The organism is Glycomyces harbinensis (assembly GCF_900101745.1).
Lineage (GTDB): Bacteria > Actinomycetota > Actinomycetes > Mycobacteriales > Micromonosporaceae > Glycomyces > Glycomyces harbinensis.
The window spans coordinates 272,454-293,874 of record NZ_FNAD01000004.1; the positions used below are offsets into that span (position 1 = coordinate 272,454).

Annotated in this window: 21 protein-coding genes, 2 tRNA genes, 1 other RNA gene and 1 pseudogene; 10 read left to right on the top strand and 15 right to left on the bottom strand. The window is 66.5% G+C overall.

Annotation, left to right across the window (positions count from 1 at the left end; genetic code table 11):
• Positions 1-292: 292 nt before the first annotated feature.
• From lysS to BLQ63_RS09435, 4 genes and pseudogenes are all read left to right on the top strand, one after another.
• Complete coding sequence (lysS, locus tag BLQ63_RS09420) at positions 293-1,747, top strand: lysine--tRNA ligase (RefSeq protein WP_091032790.1); 1,455 nt, start codon at positions 293-295, stop codon at positions 1,745-1,747.
• 250 nt (positions 1,748-1,997) lie between these two features.
• On the top strand, positions 1,998-2,354 hold the full coding sequence (locus tag BLQ63_RS09425) for a histone-like nucleoid-structuring protein Lsr2 (protein ID WP_091032362.1): 357 nt from the start codon (positions 1,998-2,000) through the stop codon (positions 2,352-2,354).
• A gap of 307 nt (positions 2,355-2,661) precedes the next feature.
• A pseudogene (locus BLQ63_RS09430) lies at positions 2,662-5,172 on the top strand (ATP-dependent Clp protease ATP-binding subunit); the annotation flags it as partial.
• 296 nt (positions 5,173-5,468) lie between these two features.
• Positions 5,469-6,350: an alpha/beta fold hydrolase gene (locus tag BLQ63_RS09435; RefSeq protein WP_091032368.1), complete on the top strand. Its 882-nt coding sequence runs from the start codon at positions 5,469-5,471 to the stop codon at positions 6,348-6,350.
• 173 nt (positions 6,351-6,523) lie between these two features.
• Here BLQ63_RS09435 and BLQ63_RS09440 read toward each other — a convergent pair whose 3' ends face one another.
• The 12 genes from BLQ63_RS09440 to BLQ63_RS09495 all read right to left on the bottom strand — a co-directional run bounded on the left by BLQ63_RS09440 (position 6,524) and on the right by BLQ63_RS09495 (position 14,664).
• Entirely contained in the window at positions 6,524-7,606 is a 1,083-nt protein-coding gene (locus tag BLQ63_RS09440) for a tyrosine-type recombinase/integrase (protein ID WP_177154855.1), read from the bottom strand.
• Positions 7,606-7,809, bottom strand: a complete 204-nt coding sequence (locus BLQ63_RS09445) for an excisionase family DNA-binding protein (RefSeq protein WP_218125174.1) — start codon at positions 7,807-7,809, stop codon at positions 7,606-7,608. The genes BLQ63_RS09440 and BLQ63_RS09445 overlap by 1 nt, the downstream gene beginning before the upstream one ends.
• Before the next feature lie 11 nt (positions 7,810-7,820).
• A complete protein-coding gene (locus tag BLQ63_RS09450) occupies positions 7,821-9,176 on the bottom strand; it encodes a replication initiator (RefSeq protein WP_091032380.1) in 1,356 nt (451 codons plus the stop codon).
• A gap of 84 nt (positions 9,177-9,260) precedes the next feature.
• On the bottom strand, positions 9,261-10,175 hold the full coding sequence (locus BLQ63_RS09455) for a hypothetical protein (RefSeq protein ID WP_143014826.1): 915 nt from the start codon (positions 10,173-10,175) through the stop codon (positions 9,261-9,263).
• Between the two features lie 32 nt (positions 10,176-10,207).
• A complete protein-coding gene (locus tag BLQ63_RS09460) occupies positions 10,208-11,602 on the bottom strand; it encodes an FtsK/SpoIIIE domain-containing protein (RefSeq protein ID WP_091032389.1) in 1,395 nt (464 codons plus the stop codon).
• A 125-nt stretch (positions 11,603-11,727) separates the two neighbouring features.
• Positions 11,728-11,940, bottom strand: coding sequence for a hypothetical protein (locus BLQ63_RS09465; RefSeq protein ID WP_091032392.1), 213 nt, complete (start codon positions 11,938-11,940; stop codon positions 11,728-11,730).
• Positions 11,940-12,212 (bottom strand): hypothetical protein, encoded by a 273-nt coding sequence (locus BLQ63_RS09470; protein ID WP_143014827.1) that lies wholly within the window; start codon positions 12,210-12,212, stop codon positions 11,940-11,942. The genes BLQ63_RS09465 and BLQ63_RS09470 overlap by 1 nt, the downstream gene beginning before the upstream one ends.
• Before the next feature lie 246 nt (positions 12,213-12,458).
• A complete protein-coding gene (locus BLQ63_RS09475) occupies positions 12,459-12,884 on the bottom strand; it encodes a hypothetical protein (protein WP_091032398.1) in 426 nt (141 codons plus the stop codon).
• 35 nt (positions 12,885-12,919) lie between these two features.
• Positions 12,920-13,162: a hypothetical protein gene (locus BLQ63_RS09480; RefSeq protein ID WP_091032401.1), complete on the bottom strand. Its 243-nt coding sequence runs from the start codon at positions 13,160-13,162 to the stop codon at positions 12,920-12,922.
• 101 nt (positions 13,163-13,263) lie between these two features.
• Complete coding sequence (locus BLQ63_RS09485; RefSeq protein ID WP_091032407.1) at positions 13,264-13,497, bottom strand: hypothetical protein; 234 nt, start codon at positions 13,495-13,497, stop codon at positions 13,264-13,266.
• Positions 13,498-13,613: 116 nt separating this feature from the next.
• Positions 13,614-13,976: a hypothetical protein gene (locus BLQ63_RS09490; RefSeq protein ID WP_091032411.1), complete on the bottom strand. Its 363-nt coding sequence runs from the start codon at positions 13,974-13,976 to the stop codon at positions 13,614-13,616.
• Positions 13,977-14,298: 322 nt separating this feature from the next.
• Entirely contained in the window at positions 14,299-14,664 is a 366-nt protein-coding gene (locus BLQ63_RS09495; RefSeq protein WP_091032416.1) for a hypothetical protein, read from the bottom strand.
• Between the two features lie 177 nt (positions 14,665-14,841).
• Here BLQ63_RS09495 and BLQ63_RS09500 point away from each other — a divergent pair, with 177 nt between their 5' ends.
• Together BLQ63_RS09500 and BLQ63_RS09505 are read left to right on the top strand one after the other, a co-directional pair.
• The gene (locus tag BLQ63_RS09500; protein WP_091032420.1) at positions 14,842-15,618 is read left to right on the top strand and encodes a GntR family transcriptional regulator; all 777 of its coding nucleotides are present in this window, start codon (positions 14,842-14,844) and stop codon (positions 15,616-15,618) included.
• Between the two features lie 8 nt (positions 15,619-15,626).
• Positions 15,627-16,514 (top strand): GNAT family N-acetyltransferase, encoded by an 888-nt coding sequence (locus BLQ63_RS09505; protein WP_091032423.1) that lies wholly within the window; start codon positions 15,627-15,629, stop codon positions 16,512-16,514.
• 796 nt (positions 16,515-17,310) lie between these two features.
• Here BLQ63_RS09505 and BLQ63_RS09510 read toward each other — a convergent pair.
• A tRNA-Ser gene (locus BLQ63_RS09510) sits at positions 17,311-17,398 on the bottom strand.
• Positions 17,399-17,571: 173 nt separating this feature from the next.
• Here BLQ63_RS09510 and ffs point away from each other — a divergent pair.
• The 4 genes from ffs to BLQ63_RS09530 all read left to right on the top strand — a co-directional run bounded on the left by ffs (position 17,572) and on the right by BLQ63_RS09530 (position 19,519).
• Positions 17,572-17,665, top strand: an RNA gene (gene ffs, locus BLQ63_RS09515) — signal recognition particle sRNA small type.
• A tRNA-Thr gene (locus BLQ63_RS09520) sits at positions 17,663-17,738 on the top strand. The genes ffs and BLQ63_RS09520 overlap by 3 nt, the downstream gene beginning before the upstream one ends.
• Positions 17,739-17,951: 213 nt before the next feature.
• Complete coding sequence (locus BLQ63_RS09525; RefSeq protein ID WP_091032426.1) at positions 17,952-18,530, top strand: hypothetical protein; 579 nt, start codon at positions 17,952-17,954, stop codon at positions 18,528-18,530.
• 2 nt (positions 18,531-18,532) lie between these two features.
• A complete protein-coding gene (locus BLQ63_RS09530; protein ID WP_091032429.1) occupies positions 18,533-19,519 on the top strand; it encodes a hypothetical protein in 987 nt (328 codons plus the stop codon).
• A gap of 3 nt (positions 19,520-19,522) precedes the next feature.
• Here BLQ63_RS09530 and BLQ63_RS09535 read toward each other — a convergent pair whose 3' ends face one another.
• Positions 19,523-20,689 carry a sensor histidine kinase gene (locus BLQ63_RS09535; protein WP_091032434.1) on the bottom strand — a complete coding sequence of 389 codons (1,167 nt, stop codon included), beginning with the start codon at positions 20,687-20,689 and terminating at the stop codon, positions 19,523-19,525.
• Complete coding sequence (locus tag BLQ63_RS09540; protein ID WP_091032792.1) at positions 20,686-21,342, bottom strand: response regulator transcription factor; 657 nt, start codon at positions 21,340-21,342, stop codon at positions 20,686-20,688. The genes BLQ63_RS09535 and BLQ63_RS09540 overlap by 4 nt, the downstream gene beginning before the upstream one ends.
• Between the last annotated feature and the right edge of the window lie 79 nt (positions 21,343-21,421).

Consider the following 21,421-nt stretch of genomic DNA (forward strand, 5'->3'; position numbering starts at 1 on the left):
GCGGGGGCGCCGCAGCGCCCAGGACTGTCGGACCCCCGGGGCACCCTCGTCGTAGGGGCGCTCGCCGCCGACGCACCCGACCTCGGGGGCCGGACACCGCCCGAATGTCGCCCCTTCGGCGCATCGTTGTGAACGGGGGCCCTCGTTCGCGACGCGCCCGGGCGCGGGGGACGTGTGATGCGGGCTCGCTGCGACGAAACTCGCATGCCGTCCTCCAGCGGCGGCATTTACCCTGTAAGACGTGACCGAGCACGAGCAAGACACCGAGACCGGCGACGACCTTCCCGAGCAGATGCAGATCCGCCGCGAGAAGCGCGCCGCCCTCCTCGCGGAAGGCAAGGAGCCGTACGCGCTCGGCTATCCGCGTACCCACACCCTCGCCCAGCTGCGCGAGCAGTTCGCCGAGCTCGCCGAGGGCGAGTCCTCAGGCGTCACCGTGTCCACCACCGGACGGGTGATCTTCGTGCGCACCGCCGGGAAGCTCTGCTTCGCCCGCCTGCGCGACGGCGACGGCACCGAGTTCCAGGTGATGCTCTCCCTGGGCAAGGTCGGCGAGGAGGCCCTCGCCGACTGGAAGCGCCTGGCCGACATCGGCGACCACATCGGCGTCACCGGCGAGGTCGTCACCTCCAAGCGCGGCGAGCTGTCGGTCATGGCCGACTCCTTCCAGATCACCGGCAAGGCCCTGCGCCCGCTGCCGGTGGCCCACAAGGCGCTCGCCGAGGAGACCCGGGTCCGCCAGCGCTACGTCGACCTCATCGTGCGGCCCGAGGCCCGCGAGACCGCGCGCAACCGCGCGAAGGTCGTCCGCTCCCTGCGCGACCAGCTCGACGCCCGGGACTTCATCGAGGTCGAGACCCCGATGATGCAGGTCCAGCCGGGCGGGGCGACCGCGCGGCCGTTCACGACGCACATGAACGCCTACGACATCGACCTGTACCTCCGCATCGCGCCGGAGCTCTATTTGAAACGGTGCGTAGTCGGGGGCATCGATCGCGTATTCGAGATCAACAGGAACTTCAGGAACGAGGGCGCCGACTCGTCGCATTCGCCGGAGTTCGCGATGCTGGAGGCCTATCAGGCCTACGGCGACTACCGCACCATCGCCGCCCTCACCAAATCGCTCATTCAAGGCGCGGCGCGATCGGTCTTCGGATCGGAGACGGTGACTCTCGCGGACGGCTCGACCTACGACCTCGGCGGCGAGTGGGCCGAGATCACCGTCTTCGGGTCCCTTTCCGAAGCACTCGGAGAAACCGTGACCGTCGACACTCCGATGGAGGTGCTTCGCGCCTACGCGGACAAAGTCGAACTCGGCGTCGACCCGGTGTGGGGTCCGGGGAAACTCGCCGAGGAATTGTTCGAGCACCTGGTCTCGGACCATCTCCACGAGCCGACGTTCGTGCTCGACTACCCGGAGGAGACCTCGCCGCTCGTGCGCGGTCACCGCGACACGCCCGGCCTCACCGAGAAATGGGACCTGTACGTGCGCGGCTTCGAACTCGGCACCGGCTATTCGGAGCTCATCGACCCGGTCGTCCAGCGCGAGCGCATGGAAGCGCAGGCCAGGCAGGCCGCCAAGGGCGATGACGAGGCCATGGGCGTGGACGAGGACTTCCTGCGGGCGATGGAGTACGGCATGCCCCCCCTGTGCGGCATGGGCATGGGCATCGACCGTCTCCTTATGGCGCTCACCGGACTCGGTATCCGAGAGACGATCCTCTTCCCGCTGGTGAAACCCGAATAGGGAAAGCAATGCGACCGCGCCGGACGCGCTGAGCCTATTCTCGGCTCTCACGTCCGGCGCGGTCCCCTTTTGCCCGGAGCACGCAGTCGAGCTCGAATTCGAGTCGGCGGTGAGCTGGCGTGTAGCCGTGTATTCACAATTCGATCGGCCAACCCTCTTTCGCTTCTCTAAGGGACTCGTATATGCTCTGGCACTAGCAGGACGGTTGTCCGGGGAAGTTGCAGTCTTTACGGTTCGAGAGGAATTTGCCATGGCGAAGAAGACACAGGTCATCCTGATCGACGATATCGACGGCAGCAAAGCTGAGGAGACCGTCAAATTCGCTATCGACGGCCAGGCCTACGAGATCGACCTCTCGGCTTCGCACGCCAAGGAACTGCGCGACGCACTGGAGAAATTCCAGGAGGCCGGCACCCGTCTCGGCCGATACAGCCTGGGCGCGCCCCGCGGTCCGGTCCGCGGCGCCGCCGCCCCGCGCCGGCAGACTGTGGACCGTGAGCAGAACAAGGCCATCCGCGAGTGGGCCGAGCGCAACGGCAAGCGCGTCTCGCCCCGCGGGCGCATCCCGCAGGCGATCGTCGAGGAATACAACGCCGCGCACAACTAGACCGGCGAACCGACTCGGCGCCCGCTCCCTCCCGGGGGCGGGCGTTTTCGCGACCGATCGCCGATCCCGCGGAGTGGCCGCGTGAACTGTCGTACCCGGCGGGCACCATTGGATTGGGGAGGCGGGCGGAGGGTATTGCGCTCACAGCGAACGTTTTATCACCGGGAATGGTCTTCGGGGCACGCTTGTTGTCACCCATGTGGCACCCGCCGTCCGCGGACCCGGGAGTTAAGGTGTACCCACAGGGTTTTGCAAGCCACGACCAGTATCGACGACAAGTAGCGGCGGACGCGAGGAGCAGAAGCGCATGTTTGAACGGTTTACGGACCGTGCCCGACGCGTGGTCGTCTTGGCTCAAGAAGAAGCCAGGATGCTCAACCACAACTACATCGGCACGGAACACATCCTGCTCGGCCTCATTCACGAGGGCGAGGGCGTGGCGGCGAAAGCCCTGGAGAGCCTGGGCATCTCGCTCGAAGGCGTCCGTCAGCAGGTCGAGGAGATCATCGGCCAGGGCCAGCAGGCCCCCTCCGGCCACATCCCCTTCACCCCCCGGGCGAAGAAGGTCCTGGAGCTGAGCCTCCGCGAGGCGCTTCAGCTCGGCCACAACTACATCGGCACCGAGCACATCCTGCTCGGCCTCATCCGCGAGGGCGAGGGCGTCGCCGCCCAGGTCCTCATCAAGCTCGGCGCCGACCTCAACCGCGTGCGCCAGCAGGTGCTGCAGCTCCTGTCGGGCTACCAGGGCAAGGAGCCCGCGGGCGCGACCTCCGGCGGCACCTCGACCGAGGCGCAGCAGTCCGGTTCGCTCGTGCTCGACCAGTTCGGCCGCAACCTCACGCAGGCCGCGCGCGACGGCAAGCTCGACCCCGTGATCGGGCGCCAGCGCGAGATCGAACGCGTCATGCAGGTCCTGAGCCGCCGCACCAAGAACAACCCGGTGCTCATCGGCGAGCCCGGCGTCGGCAAGACCGCCGCCGTCGAGGGCCTCGCGCAGGCGATCACCAAGGGCGAGGTCCCCGAGACGCTCAAGGACAAGCAGCTGTACACGCTGGACCTGGGCGCCCTGGTGGCCGGTTCGCGCTACCGCGGCGACTTCGAGGAGCGGCTGAAGAAGGTCCTCAAGGAGATCAAGACCCGCGGCGACATCATCCTCTTCATCGACGAGATCCACACGCTCGTCGGCGCGGGGGCCGCCGAGGGCGCGATCGACGCGGCCTCGATCCTCAAGCCGATGCTCGCCCGCGGCGAGCTCCAGACCATCGGCGCGACCACGCTCGACGAGTACCGCAAGTACCTCGAGAAGGACGCCGCCCTGGAGCGCCGCTTCCAGCCGATCCAGGTGGCCGAGCCGTCGCTGGCGCACACCATCGAGATCCTCAAGGGCCTGCGGGACCGCTACGAGGCCCACCACCGCGTGTCGATCACCGACGGCGCCCTGGTGCAGGCCGCGACGCTCGCCGACCGCTACATCTCCGACCGGTTCCTGCCGGACAAGGCCATCGACCTCATCGACGAGGCGGGCGCGAGAATGCGCATCCGCCGCATGACCGCACCGCCGGACCTGCGCGAGATCGACGAGGAGGTCGCCGAGACCCGACGCCAGAAGGAGTCGGCGATCGACGCCCAGGACTTCGAGGCCGCCGCGCGCCTGCGCGACACCGAGAAGCGCCTCCACGAGAAGCGCGCCAAGCGCGAGCAGGAGTGGAAGGCCGGCGACCTCGACCAGGTCACCGAGGTCGACGAGGAGATGATCTCCGAGGTCCTCGCGAACTGGACCGGCATCCCGGTCTACAAGCTGACCGAGGAGGAGACCTCCCGTCTGCTGAAGATGGAAGAGGAGATCCACAAGCGGATCATCGGGCAGGAGGACGCCGTCAAGGCGGTCTCCAAGGCCATCCGCCGCACCCGCGCCGGGCTCAAGGACCCCAAGCGCCCGTCCGGCTCGTTCATCTTCGCCGGCCCGTCCGGTGTGGGCAAGACCGAGCTGGCCAAGGCGCTCGCGGAGTTCCTGTTCGGCTCCGAGGACTCGCTGATCCAGCTGGACATGTCCGAGTTCCACGACCGGTACACGGTCTCGCGCCTGGTCGGTGCGCCTCCCGGCTACGTCGGCTACGACGAGGGCGGGCAGCTCACCGAGAAGGTGCGCCGCAAGCCGTTCTCCGTGGTCCTGTTCGACGAGATCGAGAAGGCCCACCCGGACGTGTTCAACACGCTTCTGCAGATCCTGGAGGACGGTCGCCTGACCGACGGCCAGGGCCGCATCGTCGACTTCAAGAACACGGTGCTGATCCTGACCACGAACCTGGGCACGAAGGACGTCGGCAAGGCCGTGTCGCTGGGCTTCCAGTCCGACGCGTCCGAGGGCGGCGACTACGACCGGATGAAGGAGAAGGTGAACGAGGAGCTGAAGAACCACTTCCGCCCCGAGTTCCTCAACCGCATCGACGACACCATCGTGTTCCCGAAGCACACGCAGGAGGCGATCGTCGCGATCGTCGACCTGATGGTCAAGCGCATCGAGGACCAGCTCACCAACCGCGACATGGCGCTCGAGTTGACCGACAACGCGAAGCTGTACCTCGGCCACAAGGGCTACGACCCGGTGATGGGCGCGCGGCCGCTGCGCCGCACGATCCAGCGCGAGATCGAGGACACGCTCTCGGAGAAGATCCTCTTCAACGAGTTCGTGCCCGGCCAGATCGTCATCGTCGACGTCGACGGGGATCCGAAGGACATCGAGAAGACGAACCTGACGTTCCGGGCCGCGGACAAACCCGCGGGCATCCCGGACACGCCCCCGGCCGAACTGGCCGGCGAGCGGGCTCCCAAGAGCCCGGGAGCCGGCACGGGCACCATGCCCCCCAAGAGCCCCGGAGCGGGCCCCAGGGGCGGCCAGGTGGGCCAGGGCGGCGCGTAAGCCGTTAGCGAGTGAACGGGGCGGGACCATGCGGTCCCGCCCCGTTTCGCGTGTCCGGAGGGCGCGGCGTGTCCTGCCCCGGCATGATTCGTCCCCCGTGCGAGCTACGGGCGAGTGTCCACCTCACGGGGATGAATCCGGCCCGCGGTCTCCGTAACGTCGGTTCAGGCAACTTCGCATATTGGAGGAAAAGCATGAACCGCAACAGGATCGGGACGTCCGTGGCCGCCGTGGTGGGCTGCGTGCTGGCCGGAGCCGCGCTCGTCGGCTGCGGCGACTCGGAGTTGAACGCGGTCGAGGAGGAGGTCAAGTCCGAGCTGTTCACCGGCACCGACACGTTCACCATCGCGGGCCACCAGGTGAACATCTCCTGCTCGGGCAGCATCGCGTCCGACGGTCCGATCGTCCTCCTCCTGCACGGCGGCGGGGACGACGTGACCGCGATGGCCGGCTTCCAGGAGGCGATCAGCGCCGACAGCCGCGTGTGCTCCTACGACCGGCTCGGCGCGGGCGCGAGCGACCAGCCGGACGGCCCGCAGGACTACGTGTCCGTCGGCGAGACGCTGGGCGGGGTCATCGACGCGGTCGCCGGCGGCGACCCGGTCGTCCTCGTCGGCCACTCGATGGGCGGTCTGATCGCCGGCAGGTACGCCCCCGACCACCAGGACGACGTCGCCGGCCTCGTGCTCCTGGACGCGACCTCGCCGACCGCCGCGGGGGACATCGCGGAGCGGATCCCCGAGGACACCGCCGGCGCCGCGGGCGAGCTGCGGGCCCAGACGCTCGCGATCTTCGAGGGCGCGAACCCCGAGCAGCTGGTCTTCGCCGACGGCGAGGTCCAGTCGGCGGGCGACATCCCGGTCCGCGTCATCCAGCACGGCGTCCAGTACCTCGCGGCGGCCGACCCCGAGTACGGGCTGGGCCTGGAAGAGGACTGGACCGCGGGCCAGAACGACTGGCTGAACCTCTCCGCCGACAGCCGGCTGGACACCGCCGAGGCGAGCGGCCACTACATCTACAACGAGGCGCCCGACGTCGCCTTGGAAGCCGTCCAGGACGTCGCCTCGCGCGCCTGAGAAGGCCGACGAAAAAACGCCGGGGCTGGCACGAAAGTGCAGCTCCGGCGTTGTTCCATTCAGCCAGTGGCGGAGGATAGGGGATTCGAACCCCTGAGAGCTTTCACTCAACACGCTTTCCAAGCGCCAGCATTTCAGCAGGTCAGAACCCCCAAACCCCGCCTCCGCATCCCTCATGCACCCTTAAGCCGCTTGGGGAGCTTCGTTGCATCCCCGTGCGTCGCCAGCTCAGCGAGCGCCTTAGCGATCTCGGCATCCCTGCCCTCGACGGTGTGGAGGTAGCGGCGAGCAGCAGCATCCGAGGCATGACCAAGCCGCCGCATCAGATCCTTGGTGGTGGCACCGACCGACGCCGCCAGCGTGTTGCCGGTGTGGCGAAGATCGTGGATCGTCAGATGATCCAGTCCCAACTCCGATCGCGTCCGGACGAACGCGGCATAGAAGGTGTTGGCCTTCATCCGACCACCGTGCGGGCTGGTGAAGAACCACGTTCCATCGCTCCACTCTTGGGCTGCCACCAGGTACGGCATGATGTTCGACGGAACCGCGACTGTCCGGACGCCAGCCTCGGACTTGGCGTCAGTCACGTGCAGCTCGGAGCCCTCGAGATCCACGTCCGCCACCCGAAGGTTGACGATCTCACCGCGCCGAAGTGAGCACCACGCGGCGATCAGCAGCGGAGCGCGGTAGCGCGGCAAGATGGTCTCCAGCAGCTTGTCAACTTGCTGCGGCGTAGCAATCTGCCGCTCGGGCGCTTTGTCCGATCCCGCGCCGGGGATGTTGCATGGGTTCTTGACGATCAGCTCATCCCGAACTGCCTGATTCATGACTGCCCGCAGTAGTCGGTATGACTGCGCCACAACGGTTTTGCCGTGATCCTTGCTGGCGGATACCTTGACGTGCCACTGGCGCACCCGAAGCGAACTGATCTCGGCGAGCGTCAACGATGTGAGATCGGTCATGTGCAGTTTCAGGTTGATGGTGCACATTTCCCGCCACCGATCGCCGATCGAGGACCGTTGCAGGTACTCCTTGGCGTAATCGGCGAAGACGATGTTCGCGCCCTCTTGACCGATCCAGACGCCGCGCGAGATGTCGGCTTCCACCCGGGAGAGCCACACCTCGGCATCGCGGCGCTTGACGAAGGTGTCAGGCGCGTACTCGCGTTGCCCCTGCGGATTGATGTAGGAGGCCTGGAAGCGGCCGGAACGTAGCTTGAAGATCTTGCCGAAGCTGCGGCGTTTCTTGGCGGGCATCAAGCGACCTCCGCCCGTCCGCCGCGCCATGCGACCTTGACCGGCTCCACAGCCTCGGCTTCCAAGAAGGCGTCGAGGTCGGCTTGCTCGAAGCGGACGTACTTGCCGACCTTGTAGAAGCGGATACGCCTCTCGAACACCAGGCGGCGGATGAACCGCACCGGGACGGACAGGTAGGTTGCGGCGTCATCGACGCCGATCACTCGCGGGCTCATCAGGTGCGGTCCCTTCTGTTGTCGCTGTTGAGTTTTCGATCAAGAAGCGTCTCGGCGATCGAGGCGGCGTATTCGCGTTCGGCGTCGGTGTCGTGGCCAAAGGCGACCGCTTCCCAGTCGTTGACGACGAGCACGTCATCCTCGGCGACCTCGAGCGCGGCGAGCGTTTCGGCGAGGCGGAACCGGGCGCGGATGTTGCGCAGCTCCCCGAGCGTGGTCGACCAGGCCCGGGACTTCGTGAGGAAGTGGCCCCGGAAGCCGAGCATGTGCGCCCACCGCCGTAGGTTCAGTTCGGCGTACTCATCCAGTCCGCCGAGATCCCAGGCGGTGCGCATCATTTGCTTGTGGTGCAAGGAGATCGAGAGTCGGTCGATGTCCTCGATGGAGCGGATCTTCCGGTCGGGACCGTCGTGGGCGCCGGTCGATTTGGTGGCGTACTTGGCGATGTAGGAGGCCAGGCGGGACGAGCGGATGTCTTTCTCGTCGCCGATCTCACCAGAGCCCGTGGCTTCAGTGGTGATGTCGCGCAGATCCAGTTGCGCGCCGAACCGCAGTTCCAGAACGTCACCGCCGGGACGAGCGACTTCGAGCACCACCGAGGCGGCGGCGGCGCGGATCGCGTCGGCGAGGCGTTCCTTCGTGGCCCACACCGGGGCACGAGTACCGGCGCCCTCGGGACCGTCGAGACGGATCGCAGCATGGAAGTGGACCAGGCCGCGCCGTTGGTACTCGGCGACCTTGGCGTAAGAGAGCCGCGCCGCGTCCTTGAACTCGGTGACCGTCATGCCGGCAATGCGCGCGAGGGCGCGGCGTAGCGCGATGGTGAACCGGTGCCACAAAGCGCCGGCATGGGCCTGCCAGAGCACGGCCGCCTCGTAGTCGTAGACCTCGGCGTCGACGGCGGTCCCGAGTCGCGTGTCGGCCTCGTGGTGCCATTCCCCGCACGAGCACGGGCGACGCAGGCGACCGCCAGGGCCGGTGACGCGGGAGTGGACCGGACCGAAGCTCGGCGGCGTCAGCGTCGCGAAGTAGCGGGGCCGGTCGGCGACATCGGCCGTGATGCCCTTGGACGCGTCGCCGTCAAGACCGGCGCGGACGAGGTGGAACGCATCCTCGGCGTACCACTGCGAGCAGGCCGGGCACAGCTTTTCGCGCCTGGTTCCGCAGGGCACCCACACCGAGCCTGCGGTCTCTTTCAGGACGGCGCCGGTGTGCCGGTGAGTGATCGAGGAGGTTCCGCGGAGCTTGACCGGGGCCGCGCAGCCGTGGACGGATTTGACTTTGGTCTTCCAGACGCGAAAGCCCGGACGGGTGACGAGGGCACGGAGATCGATGTCAGGATCGGTAGGCTTCATGTGCGATATCTGCTTTCTGTTCGTGGAGAGCACGAAGCCCGGACCAGGGTCTAGCTGGTCCGGGCGTTCGTCTATTCAGGACTCCTACGTCGGTGCGTGCGCGGCGGCGTAGTACTTGGCGGTCTGTTCCGCCATGGCGGCGGGGACCTTGATGAGGGCCTGGACGTCGGCGGCGGTGATGGTGCGACCGGCGGCAGCGAGTTCGGCGGCCCGGGTCTCGATGGTGTGCGCCATGGAGGCGGGCAGTTTCGGGCGCGGCAGGTGCGCGGGCGGGGTCGGCTCCGAGGTCGAGGCCGCGACCGGCGGCAATCCCGGGGAGGGCGGCGCCGGAGCCCGGTCGAAGTCGGCTTCGAAGTCCGCGACGGTGACCGGCGAAGAGACCGGAGCCGGTTTGGCCGGCATCTGCCGTGCGGCCCGCTGCTCGGCTTCGGCGTTGAGCGCGGCGATCTGGGCAAGGACCTTGACGCGCGCCTGCGTGAACCGGTCCTGGACAACGGGCATGATCTCGGCGAGGCAGAACACCAGGGCCGGGAAGGCGACATGCAAGACCTTCTCAACGGTCGTTCCGTCGAGGGAAGAGAGCACGTTCATCGCGAGCGTGGAGCCCAGCAGCGCCCACTTGGTGGACGAGACCCACTTGGACTCGATGGGGATGCCGCGCATCAGCATCGCCGCTTCCCAGCGGAGCACCGTGATGAGCATCCCGGCAAGAGCCGGTTCGACCGCCCACGCGCCCCACCACATCGGGTCACTGATCGTCAGGCCCTCGGCGATGAAGTCGTGCACGCCGACCGTGGTGTAGCCCAGGCCGACCGACAAGAAGAACCACAGTGACCCCGTGATCGAGGACCGGAACCGGTCAAGCTCCACGATCTTCAGATACGGGTCGTCAGCGATCGCGTGGACCTGCCGCGCCTCCCCGACCTTCTTACGGAGCTTGACGATCTTCTTCGCTTCATCCTCTTCGGACAGACTCACGTTCTGTTTCGTTGCAGCCATGAGGGTTTCCCTCCTTTCGTGGTCGTGGCGGCTTAGGCAACGAGGCGCAGGTGCGATCCGCCCTGCTCTTCGTGCTCGGCGCGTTCGGCGAGGACGTACTTGACGAGCGCTTCCAGATCGGCGTCGGCGGCGTAAGCCGCCCGGACTCGGACCGGGGTGCGGGTGCGCTCGGCGACCTTGAAGCCGATGCCCGCCGTCTCGGGAACGTTCGGGATCTCATCGGCCAGGGCTCCACGCATCCGGGCGCCTTCGCCGAGCACCATCTCGGGGTGAACGGCGGCGGTGACCCGCAGGCAGATTCGGAGCGTGAACAGGTCGCGGACCGGCACCGTGTCCTTGGTGGGCTCCTGGACTGCCGCCCACATGACGTGACCGGTCGCGCGTCCCTGGGAGCCGACGAGGGCGAGCCCTTGCTTGTTGTTCACCATGCGAACCCGGTCGGAGGCGTAGGCCAGGATCGCGCCGATCTCATCGATGATGAGGATGTTCAGCGGCGTCTCCGGCGAGGGCGTGAACTTCCGCAGGCCCTGTTCCTTGAGCTTGGCTTGCGTGGCTTGCTGGTCTTCGAGGAACTCGGAGACGACCTCGGCGCAGGCCGCTTCGCCGGAGGCGTAGCGGTGGGCGATCGGGGCGGCGGCGTTCAGCTCGACCTGCTTGGGGTCGCACAGCCACAGCCGGACCGAGCCCTCGGCGATCATCGGCGCGAGGGTGAACAGCGGGGCCCACAGCACCGAGTTCTTGCCCGATCCGGTCGCGCCCGCGATGAGGATGTGCTTGTCGGTCACGCCCTCGGTCCACTCGCGCCCGAACTCGTCAAAGCCGAAGTGGACCGCCGAGAGGTCGACCTCTTCGACCGAGGCGGGGATGTCCGGGGCGGGGATCGTGTACGTGAACGGCTCGCGCCGCTGGACGACGAGAGCGAGCTTGCGCGGAGCGATCTTCTCGACGGTGACCCGCTCGGCATTGAAGCAGGCCGCCAGCACCTCGGAGGCGTCCATCCAGTGCTTGAGGGTCTGTCCCTTGAGCATCCGGACCCACACCGTCTCCACCGCCGCCGAGTAGGAGCGCAGCCGCAGAATCCGGGGCACCAGCAGCTCGCCCGTGGACGGGTGTTCGCGGACCAGGTTCGCCTCGCGCATGTTCCGTCGCCAGGCCGGGCCGGTGTAGGTGGTCGACAGCCACCGGCGGCGCAGGTTCCGCAGATGCGGCAGGACCACGTGATCGAAGGAGTCGGGGTGAGCCCGGCCCCAGGCGATCGCAGCGGCCAGGCCGGTACCGGCAGCGGCGGCAGTGATCTCGGGTGCCGTCGCGGCGGCGTAGCCCAGTGCCGGCATTCCCGACGAGATCACCGGGTGGCGCATGGCCCAGGCGGCAACGCGCCATTCGCGACCGGTCTTGCGTTTGGAGTTCGTACGGTTCTCGGACATGACAGATACCTCCCGCCTTTCGGCGTGATTCGTTGAGCGGCTTAGTGATTGACAGTTTCGGCGGATGTGACCGCCCCCTCGGTCCCCGTGAGCCGAGGGAGGATCAGACCGGCCGAAGCGCAGGTCTAGAGCAGGTCGAACAGGTCATCCCCTTCGGGGGTGAAGCGGGCCGCTTCATCGAGCAGCACCGACAGCACCGCGACCGAGGACGCGAACCGGGTGTGGGCCGTGTTGAGGCCCAGCCCCTTGTCGGGGACCTTCTTCATCGAGTCGCGCAGGTTCGACATGGCGATGTGGACGGACATGTTGATCTCGTCGGCCTTGTGCCTGGTCAGCATTAGAGGCTCCATTCCCAGCTCTTGAGCTTCGATTCGTGCCGGACGATGGAGACCCGCAGCGACGCGAGATCGGCGTAGGCGTCGGCGAGGGCTTTCTTCAGGACCTCTTTCTCTACGGCCTGCCAGGCCCCCGAGGAGCCCTCCGGGGCGTAGTCGGTGATGGCTTTCTCGGCGTCCTCGAAGGCGAAGCGGACGCCATCGAGGTTGCCCATCAGGGCCTCGTACTTCTTGGCGGATCGGGCGTTGACCCCGAACCAGTCGATCTTTTCCATCGGCATTGACCTCCAGGCGTCGTGCCGGATAGGCCACCGGGCGGTGACCACAAACCCCCACCACCCGGTCTCGGGTCGATGGGGGAATGACGCCACCGTGCAGCGTTTAGGCCCGGAACGTGAACCGCGCCCACGCCCGGCGGAGGAACCACAGGTTCAGCGACAGCGACCCCAGCAGCGCCAGGGCGCCCATCGCGATGAACAGCTCCATCCACATTCACCTCCCTCTTTCTCTCTGCGGCCCAGTCACATTGACCAGCCCTGTACGAGCTTGGACATGCCCTGGACCTCGTGCTCATTGACGTAGCCCCAGACGGTGAACCGCTGCCCGAACTTCAGGCAGTCCGCCTGGAGCCGCACTTCACCCGGCCCCGCAGGATCGGCCTCGACCGTCCCGTCACCGCAGACCTCGGACCACTCGGCGATCGCGAAGCGAACGAACGTGGTCAGGTGGCCCCGAGGGCATCCGTAGGTCCATCGCCACTCCCAGGGGAGCGGGAGGCCCGGGCATTCGCGGGCGAAGAAGTCGTTCAGCTGGTGCGTCGCGAACTCGTCTTCCGCGTTCCGGCCGGGCCGGTTGGTCTCTTTCTTGATGAGGCTCGACATCCGCGATTCGGCGTTGGCCCACTTGGCGACTTCGCGCCTTTCCTTCTGGTACAGCGTGTCTCCCACGCTTCAGCTCCTTTCGTTTCGGTTGCAGCCGTTGGCTACAGCCACGAGGGGTTGAGTCGGAACCAGGTCTCGGCGTCGTGTTGCTCGGCGACGCATTCGACGTGGACGACATGACCGCCCAGCAGGTGCCGGGCGTAGAGGACCACTTCAGGAGGCGGGCCGAATTCGAAGCCCGGGTCGGCGCCGGTGGCGTCGCACCAGTCGGCGAAGTCGCGGACGGCGCCGTAGCCCTCGAACCGGCCCGTCAGCTCGCGACCGGCGATCCACCGGGGTTGCACCGTGCCGGCAGGAAGCACCTCGGTAAGGGCCTGCCGGAACAGCGCGTCAACTTTGCTCGGATCGCGTTCAGCCGCAGCGTATTTGACTGTTGTCGCCGCTATCACTCGCTGCCCTTGGCCCGGTTCTCTTCGATGGCAGCGGCATCCTCCACGACCTCGGTCAGGCCCCAGGCGAAGTCCTTCGCGTAGTTCCGAACGACCTGGATCTCGCCTGCGAGCTGCTTGGCCTGGGACTCCAGGCGGTTCAGGTGATCGATGAAGCCGGGGAACGAACGGAACTTCAGGGCCGTGGGGCGCGAAGCGTCATACCAGTTTTCGGGCATCTCTTCGGTCATCGTGATCTTCCTTCTCTGATCCGCACATCGGCGTTCGATGCGCACAAACCCTCACGGCGGCAACAGGTACCGTCTTGTCCATGAGGGAATGAACTCATCGAGGGGGGAAGGTCTGGTCAGCGGAAACGCTCCAGCGCCGCCGCCCGCTCCTCCTCGGTCTCGAAGTAGATTTCGAACCGGACTACCAGCAGGCCGACCCGGCCCCAGGTAGCGAGGATCGTCTTGCCCTCGGGGTCCGCGTGCCTGCCGATGTCGGTCCCGAGCGCGTCGGCGAGGGCCTCCAGATCCCCAACCGTGGTCAGCCCGGTCGTCCAGGTGCCGAAGGAGTGAGCCAACTCCATCTCGACCCCATCAAGGGCGATACCAGCGGGCATCTTCGGCGCGAAGTACTCCAGGAGAGCCGTCTCCAGCTCCTCTATCGAGGTGTCGACGTTCGCGCCAAGGGCTTCGATCTCGTCAGCAGTTCTCGGATTGCTCAATGCAATTCACCTTGCCTTTCGGGTAAACCCGCACATCGACGTTCGACGTGCACAAACCCCCACGGAGAAGCAGCTCCTTCCCTGTGCCCGTGGAGGAATGAACCCAGCGACCGCGACACCATGTGTCTATTGCGGACGGCAGGTCAGCCCGGAAAAAGGCAAGCTCAAACACCCTGTTGAATTCAGAAACAACGCACCAGCAGAACGAACGCGCAGACTTCTCCATCCGCCCGAACGGAACCACTAGTCCAGTGCCCTAGCCGGACTCAAACCGGCCGCCCCGTCAAAACCCGAGGGAAGGGCCACCAAGCAGCGCCAGCCGCTAGCCCTGGGAGACCGGCACCAGGCCCTCAGCCGCGAACTTCTGCGTCACGAAGGTCCGGCCCTTGTCGTTGGTGAACTCCGAGACCGAGACCGAGGGACGGTCGAGCTGGACGTACATGCCCTCGTCGAACTCCTCGCCGGGGTCGCGGGTGAACTCGACCTTGATCTCCTCGCCCTTGGGACGCTTGCCGTTCTCAAACTTCTGGAGCGACTTCGCGAACACGCTCACGACGTAGATCGACTCCTGCGTGTCGTACGTCATCGCGACCTGCGACTGACCGTCCTTGACGAACGTCTTCAGCTCGGGAGCCTCGGTCACCATCAGCGAGTAACCAGTCAGGTTGATCGGGAGCTTCTGAAGCATCTGAATACCTCTTCCGGGTTGCCTGCCGAGGCCTTCCCGGCAGAGCTGTTCCGCTTGGAACACATCAAACATATCATGTACATGATGTCTGTCAAGTAGATCGTAACTCTACAAAAATCGGGCGCCTGTGTTGTGCATCATCTACATGATGTCTCTGACGTGCGGTACTATGCAGGCATGACGATCAGACGAGTCCCTGGCAGGTCGGTCTACCAGCAGATCGCTGACAGCTACCGGCAGCGCATCGAGCGCGGAGACTTCGCCGAGACCGGAAAGCTTCCGACTGAACCTCGGATTGCTGAGGAGCAGGAAGTTACGGTCACGACTGCACGCCGTGCCCTCACGGTGCTCAAGGACGAAGGCCTCATCGAGTCAAGGCCTCCTCTAGGCTGGTTCGTGCGCTCACGGCAACAGCAGATCTACCGCCCTCAGGACGAGGGCCGATCGGTCAAAGCCCTGTCCGAGACTGAATCTTGGGTTCAGCAGATCAAGAGTGATGGCCGGAAGCCTCAGCAGACGATCGAAGTGGCGATCGAGCGTGCACCCGAGTTGATTGCCACTCGGCTTGCGCTAGCCGAAGGTGAGAACGTCTTGGCGCGAAAGCGGATTCGATTCATCAACGATGAGCCAATCAATATCAACAACTCGTACTTCCCTATGTCGATCGCCGGAGGGACCGAGCTAGAGTCGCCTGCCGACATTGAGCGCGGGACCAGCTATCCTCTTGCTCAGCGGGGGATTATCCAATGCAGGTCTGTGCACGAAATTGACGTTCGCATGCCTACTCCGGAAGAGAAGCAGAAGCTCGACATCGGCGCGGGCACACCTGTAGCGGTTCATATTGTGACCACGTTTAGCACCCAGGACAACCCGGTTCGGTGTTCAATCAACGTACTTCCGGGCGATCGGCACCACATCATGTTCACGCATGAATGGGACCCTGAGGGAAAGTAACGGCTGACATGTCGCAGAAGCTTACTTTCGCCCGCGCATCGGAAGCAGATTTTTCGGATGCGATGGAGATCATCACCAGTCGCGTTAAGTGGCTTGGAGACTCGGGAAGCCGTCAGTGGAATAGCCGAGACTTCTCAGATGACACTCACGAATCCATCGCCGCCGGAGCAACCTGGATTCTTCGAGATGAGACGACCTCTCTCGGAGTAATCAACATGACAACCATTGCTGATTCTGATTTCTGGACAGATCAGGAGCAGCGCCAACCGGCCCTCTATTTCGGCAGGATGGCGACACACATCGAAGCGCGCGGCAAGGGCCTTGGCGCTCTTCTGCTACAGCTTGCGCGAGCCTACGCGGCCCAGAACCAGCTACCACGTGTCCGCTGGGACGTCTGGCGTGGCAACCAGGGGCTATATGACTTCTATCAAGGGCAGGGCGGCAAGCATCTTCGGACCGTCGAGGCAACACATCGTGGCTCAGGGGCACTATTCGAAATTGCGTTTCGATCGGTCCCGGCGCTTCCCGATGGCATCGATATTCTTGACCCTCGCGAACGCATCGAAGTGCCGACCGTCAAGCGAATTCCATTCCTGGCTGAAGACGAAACCGGCATTGGGTTCCGGGACGGCGTTTCCCACTATCATCAAGTTGAGGGTATTCGCCTCTCATCGGATGGCGAGGACTTGCCTATGACCGTTCCCAATATCGATGCTGTAGCGCAACGTGTTTATTTCTCTGGGTCCGACTGGCACGTGCAAGATTTCTACGAGTACTCGATTTCTGGATGGAGCAATCTGCCGGAGCTTAAGGAAGGCGTTCCCTACTTTCTGGAGCACTTCACCGATGGTGCTCGATCTTGCGGAGTCCACCTAGTTGGAGCTAATCTCTACTAGCTGTTCTAGAGGTGGCATCGATTCAGGCTCCTCGGACGCAATTGCTTCAGCATGAGAATAGATGAAGGCCATTCGAACATCGCCGAAGTCCGGCGCGCGAGTGGCCTTCCGTCGTTCTATCCCGCCTCCAGCATCCGCACCGACCCACCTTCCCCCGCTTGCCCGTGCTCTCCTACGCCTGCCCTCGCTTCCCTTGGTGTCGTGCTTGGTTGTGGCCTCGGCGTGCTGGTTCAAACTTTCTATACATCATCAAGGGGCGCGCAAGCGCGCCCTGGCGCTCGCCACTCGCCGCCGCCCGGGGGCCCGCCTCCGGCACCCCAGTCGTCGGCGGCGGCGGCGCCAGCGAGACGGACTAGACGCAGAACGGCCGGCATGACGCAGGACTCCGGGCCGGGTGGGCGCAGGGGCGCCAGGCAGCGACAAGAGGATGGTGGGAAGCGTCGCGTATCTCGAACATACGTACGACTATCTTGCGCGAGACTCCGGCTCCGTTCTTGAAGAGGCCGAAATGAACGGCGTCCGGGCCCCCTGGAATCGATGCCGTGGCGGTCGGCGGCACCGCCGCAGGGTTCAGTAGGGGATCTTGCCGCCGCAAGCGTCGGCTGCGGCAAGGTGGCGGCGCCGTCGTGGGCCCGGCTACCAGCGTCCTGAGCCCCGGTGATCCGATGCGGCCTGCATCCCTAGTGCATCTCTAGCGGGGGACAACAGCGGCAATCTCCGGGCACGAACAGCAAGAAGCCGACCGGCTTGTGAGAACCGGTCGGCTGATGTTTTTGCAGGTAGACCCTGCCGCTAATGGCGGAGGATAGGGGATTCGAACCCCTGAGAGCTTTCACTCAACACGCTTTCCAAGCGTGCGCACTAGGCCACTATGCGAATCCTCCGCGGAGTACCTTACCCGACGTCCGGAAAGGCCTCCAACTGGGTTGCGAGGGGTGACCTGTGTTGCACCGGAAGGGCGGAGAGGCCCGGCGAGCGGGCGCGCGGGCACGGTGACGTCGGCGACCTTCCGGGCGCGCCCGGTTCGCCGGGGCGGGTCGAGTGCGATAGGCTATTGCCCGTCCCTCATGCGGCGTCATCTTGTGAACCTCCCCAGGGCCGGAAGGCAGCAAGGATAAGCGAGCTCTGTCGGGTGTGTGAGGGACCCAGCCGCCTTAGCTCAGTCGGCAGAGCGTGTTACTCGTAATAACAAGGTCGACGGTTCGATTCCGTCAGGCGGCTCCAGCAAGGCCTCGGTTGCACCGGGGCCTTTTTGCTTGCCGCCGCACCGCGGCCGCGGCCGATTCGCCGCCCCCGCTTCCGATCCTGCCGGTGAAGCGCCGCTCAACCGCCTTTTCATCGGACCCGCCCCGCCCTATGTTGGGTTCGCCCCTCTGGCGGACGAACAGCGCTGTCCCCATCCGCCGCGCCGGAACACAACTTGAGAGCGAGGAAGCGATGAGCGGACTCGAGGTCGACCCCGACGACCTGATCGACGCCGGTGAGATAACCCTGCCGTACGCGGCCGACTTCTACGACGAGATGGCCAACCGCGCCGGCGCGATCGGCGACCAGGGCGCCTCCGGGCTGCTCACCCTGCGCCCCTCCCCGGCGGGCAACGCCCTCGGCGAGGCCATCGTGCGCTGCCACCGCTTCCTGTACGCCGTCACCGAGCAGACCGCCGACAGCCACCGTGCCGTCGCCCTGAGCGTGGCCGAGGCCGGGCACGAGTACCGTCGCGCCGACGAGGCCAACGCGGGCGGCTTCGAGATGACCGGCGAAGAGCTCACCGGCGCCGTCGCCGCCGACTTCACCGAGGTCGACGCCGGCGAGTACGAGTCCGACAGCGGCTACCGGTTCAACAACTTCGACCGCGCCGAGAACGGCTCCGGATACGAGGACGCGCTGTCGGGCGCCCCGCGGACGCCGGCCGACCCCCAGGACTACGAGATCGACCGCGAAGCCTTCCCCGAACGGACCCGGCTGACCGACCGGGGCGGCGACCGGCCGCCCCTCTCCGAACGAGACGGACGCTGACCTTGCCGAAATTCCCCGATTTCAAGAGCATGATCGAGAGCCCGCCCCCGAGCGGGGACGCGATCAAGGAGATGGTCGCGGGCTTCAGCGAGCCGCTCCAGATGCGGTACGTCCGGTTCCACTACGACGAGTTCTTCAACGCGCGGTACCCCACCGGCAGCGTCATCCAGAACCCGAACGACACCTGGACCTTCGACTTCGACACGCACATGACCGGCGCCGAGGATGAAGAACTGCGCAGCATGTGCTGGGCGGCCGCCACGAACTTCATCGTCGACGTGCTCGTGCGCGTCGAAGCCCTCCTGGACAAGGACGAGGACGCCCTCAGCGCGCTCGCGCACGACCTCCGCCAGCTCGCCAAGTCCTACGACGGCGCGGTCACCGACGCCAAGCTCGGGATCGTGCAGGAGCGGTTCGAGAGCTGGCACGGCGGCGCCGGCGCGGCCGTCCGCGAGAACTACTCCGACCACTTCACCAGGTCCGCCCAGAGCCACACCGAGATGGCGAACGCGCTGGCGAACGCCGCCGAGCTCGACGCCCTGGTCGTCATGAAGCTCCGGCACCACCTCGACGGGCTGGTGCGAGGCGCCGGCGCCGCCATCGACAACGGCTCCGGCCAGGGCACCGGCCTCGAGCCGATCATGGGGTGGCTGACGGTCATCGGCATCATCGCGAGCTCGCCCGGGGGCCCGGCCGCGATGTCGGCGACCGCCTGGGTCGCGGGCGCCATCAACAAGGGACTCACGGAACTGGCCCTCGAGGAGACCGACCAGCCGACGATGGACTCCGCCGACCCCGACGAACTGCGGAGCCAGGTGCTCGCGGCCTTCGACCGGGTCGAGGAGGTCGTGCGCAAGGACCGCGAAGCCCTCGCCGGCGACCTGGTCCTGGTCTTCGAGGAGTACGCCGCGCTCGTCGCCGGCGGCGACCCCGCGCAGTCCAGCCGCGTGATCCCCAACCCGAACGGCGTCGACGGCATCGCACTCTGACCGCTACGCGGGCGCCTCCGGGAGCGACACCGTCACCAGGAGGCCGCCTTCGCCGCGGGCCTTCGCCGTCGCCTCGCCGCCGTGCGCCCGCGCGATCGCCCGCACGATCGACAATCCGAGCCCGGCGCCCTTCGACGCCGTCGCCAAACGCTCGGTCCCCAGCCGCCTGAACGGCTCGAAGAGCCCCGCGACCTCGAACGACGGCACCAGAGGACCCGAGTTCTCGACCTCCAGGACCGCCCGGTCGCCCTCGGTGCGCGTCGCCACCCGCACCCAGCCGTCCTCGGGCAGGTTGTAGCGGATCGCGTTCTCCACCAGGTTCTGCACCAGCCGCTCCAGCAGGACCGTCTCGCCGAGCGTCGCCGCCTCACCGCCCTCGGCCGCCACCGCCACGTCCGGGGCCGGGGTCTGCGCGACCACGTGCTCGGCCACGTCCGCCAGGTCCACATACGACCGCTCGGCGAGCTCCCGGTCCGAGCGCATCAGCAGCAGGAGCCCGTCGATGAGCCGCTCGTGGCGGACGTTGACCTCCAGCAGCGTCTCGCCCAGCTGCCGCACCTCCTCCGAGGCGCCCCGCCGGTTGACCGCGACCTCCAGCAGGGCCCGCGTCACCGTCAGCGGCGTGCGCAGCTCGTGCGAGGCGTTGGAGATGAACGCGCGCTGGCCGTCGAAGGAGCCGTCGAGGCGCTCCAGCATGTGGTTGAACGTCTCGGACAGCTCCCGCAGCTCGTCGCGGGGCCCGGCGACCTTGATGCGCTCGTGCAGGCCGCGGTCGGCGGCGGGGGACTCGGCGATGCGCGCCGCGGTGTCGGTGATGCGCTGGAGCGGGCGGAGCATCCGCCCGGCCACGAGCCACCCGATGGCGATCGTCGCGATGCTGACCAGCGCGAGCGAGAGGGCCCCCTGATTGCTGATGGCGCCGAGCGCGTCGTCCCACACCTCCCCGGTGATCCTGAAGACGAACTCCTCGCTCTTGACCTGGATGTCGTCCGTGGACGGCGCCCCTTCGACGAACTCCTGCGTCCCCTGCACCATCGTTCCGGGTTCGGGGATGGCCTGCCGGACCAGGCTGTAGGTCAGCAGCAGCATGAAGATCCCGCCGAGGAGGAACAGGCCGCCGTAGACGAGGGTCAGTCGGGTGCGCAGCGTCAGCCTTGGTCGGAATCTCATCGGAGCCGGTACCCCACTCCCGGTTCGGTCAGGACCACCGGCGGGTCGCCGAGTTTGCGCCTGAGTTTGAGGATGGTCATGCGCACGGCCTGCGTGAACGGGTCGGTGTGCTCGTCCCAGGCCTTCTCCAGGAGTTGTTCGGCCGAGACCGGCGCGCCGTCGGCCCTCAGGAGCTCGGCCAGGACGGCGAACTCCTTGCGCGAGAGCGGCACGTAGCGGCCGTCGCGGAAGACCTGGTGCAGGTGCGTGTCGAGGGTGATGCCGGCGCGGGCCAGGACCGGCGGGGCGGCGGGGCGGGCCCGGCGGCCCAGGGCGGTGACGCGGGCGGCGAGTTCGCGGAACGCGAACGGCTTCGTCAGGTAGTCGTCGGCGCCGATGGCGAGTCCGGCGACGCGGTCGTCGATGTCGGAGGCGGCGGTCAGCATGAGGACGCGCACGTCGCCGCCGGCGGCGTTGATCTCCCGGCAGACCTGGTCGCCGTGGACGACCGGAAGGTCCCGGTCCAGGACCACCACGTCGTAGTCGTTGACGCCGATCCTCTCCAGCGCCGCGCCGCCGTCGAGGGCGATGTCGACCGCGTGCGATTCGCCGCGCAGCCATTCGGCCACGGCGTCGGCGAGCAGCGGCTCGTCCTCGACCACCAGGATTCTCATGTTCTCCATCATCGCGCGGGCGGTGTTGCCGCGACATTGCCGTTTCGGGTTACGGCCGCGAAACCGCCGGGCCGCTGTA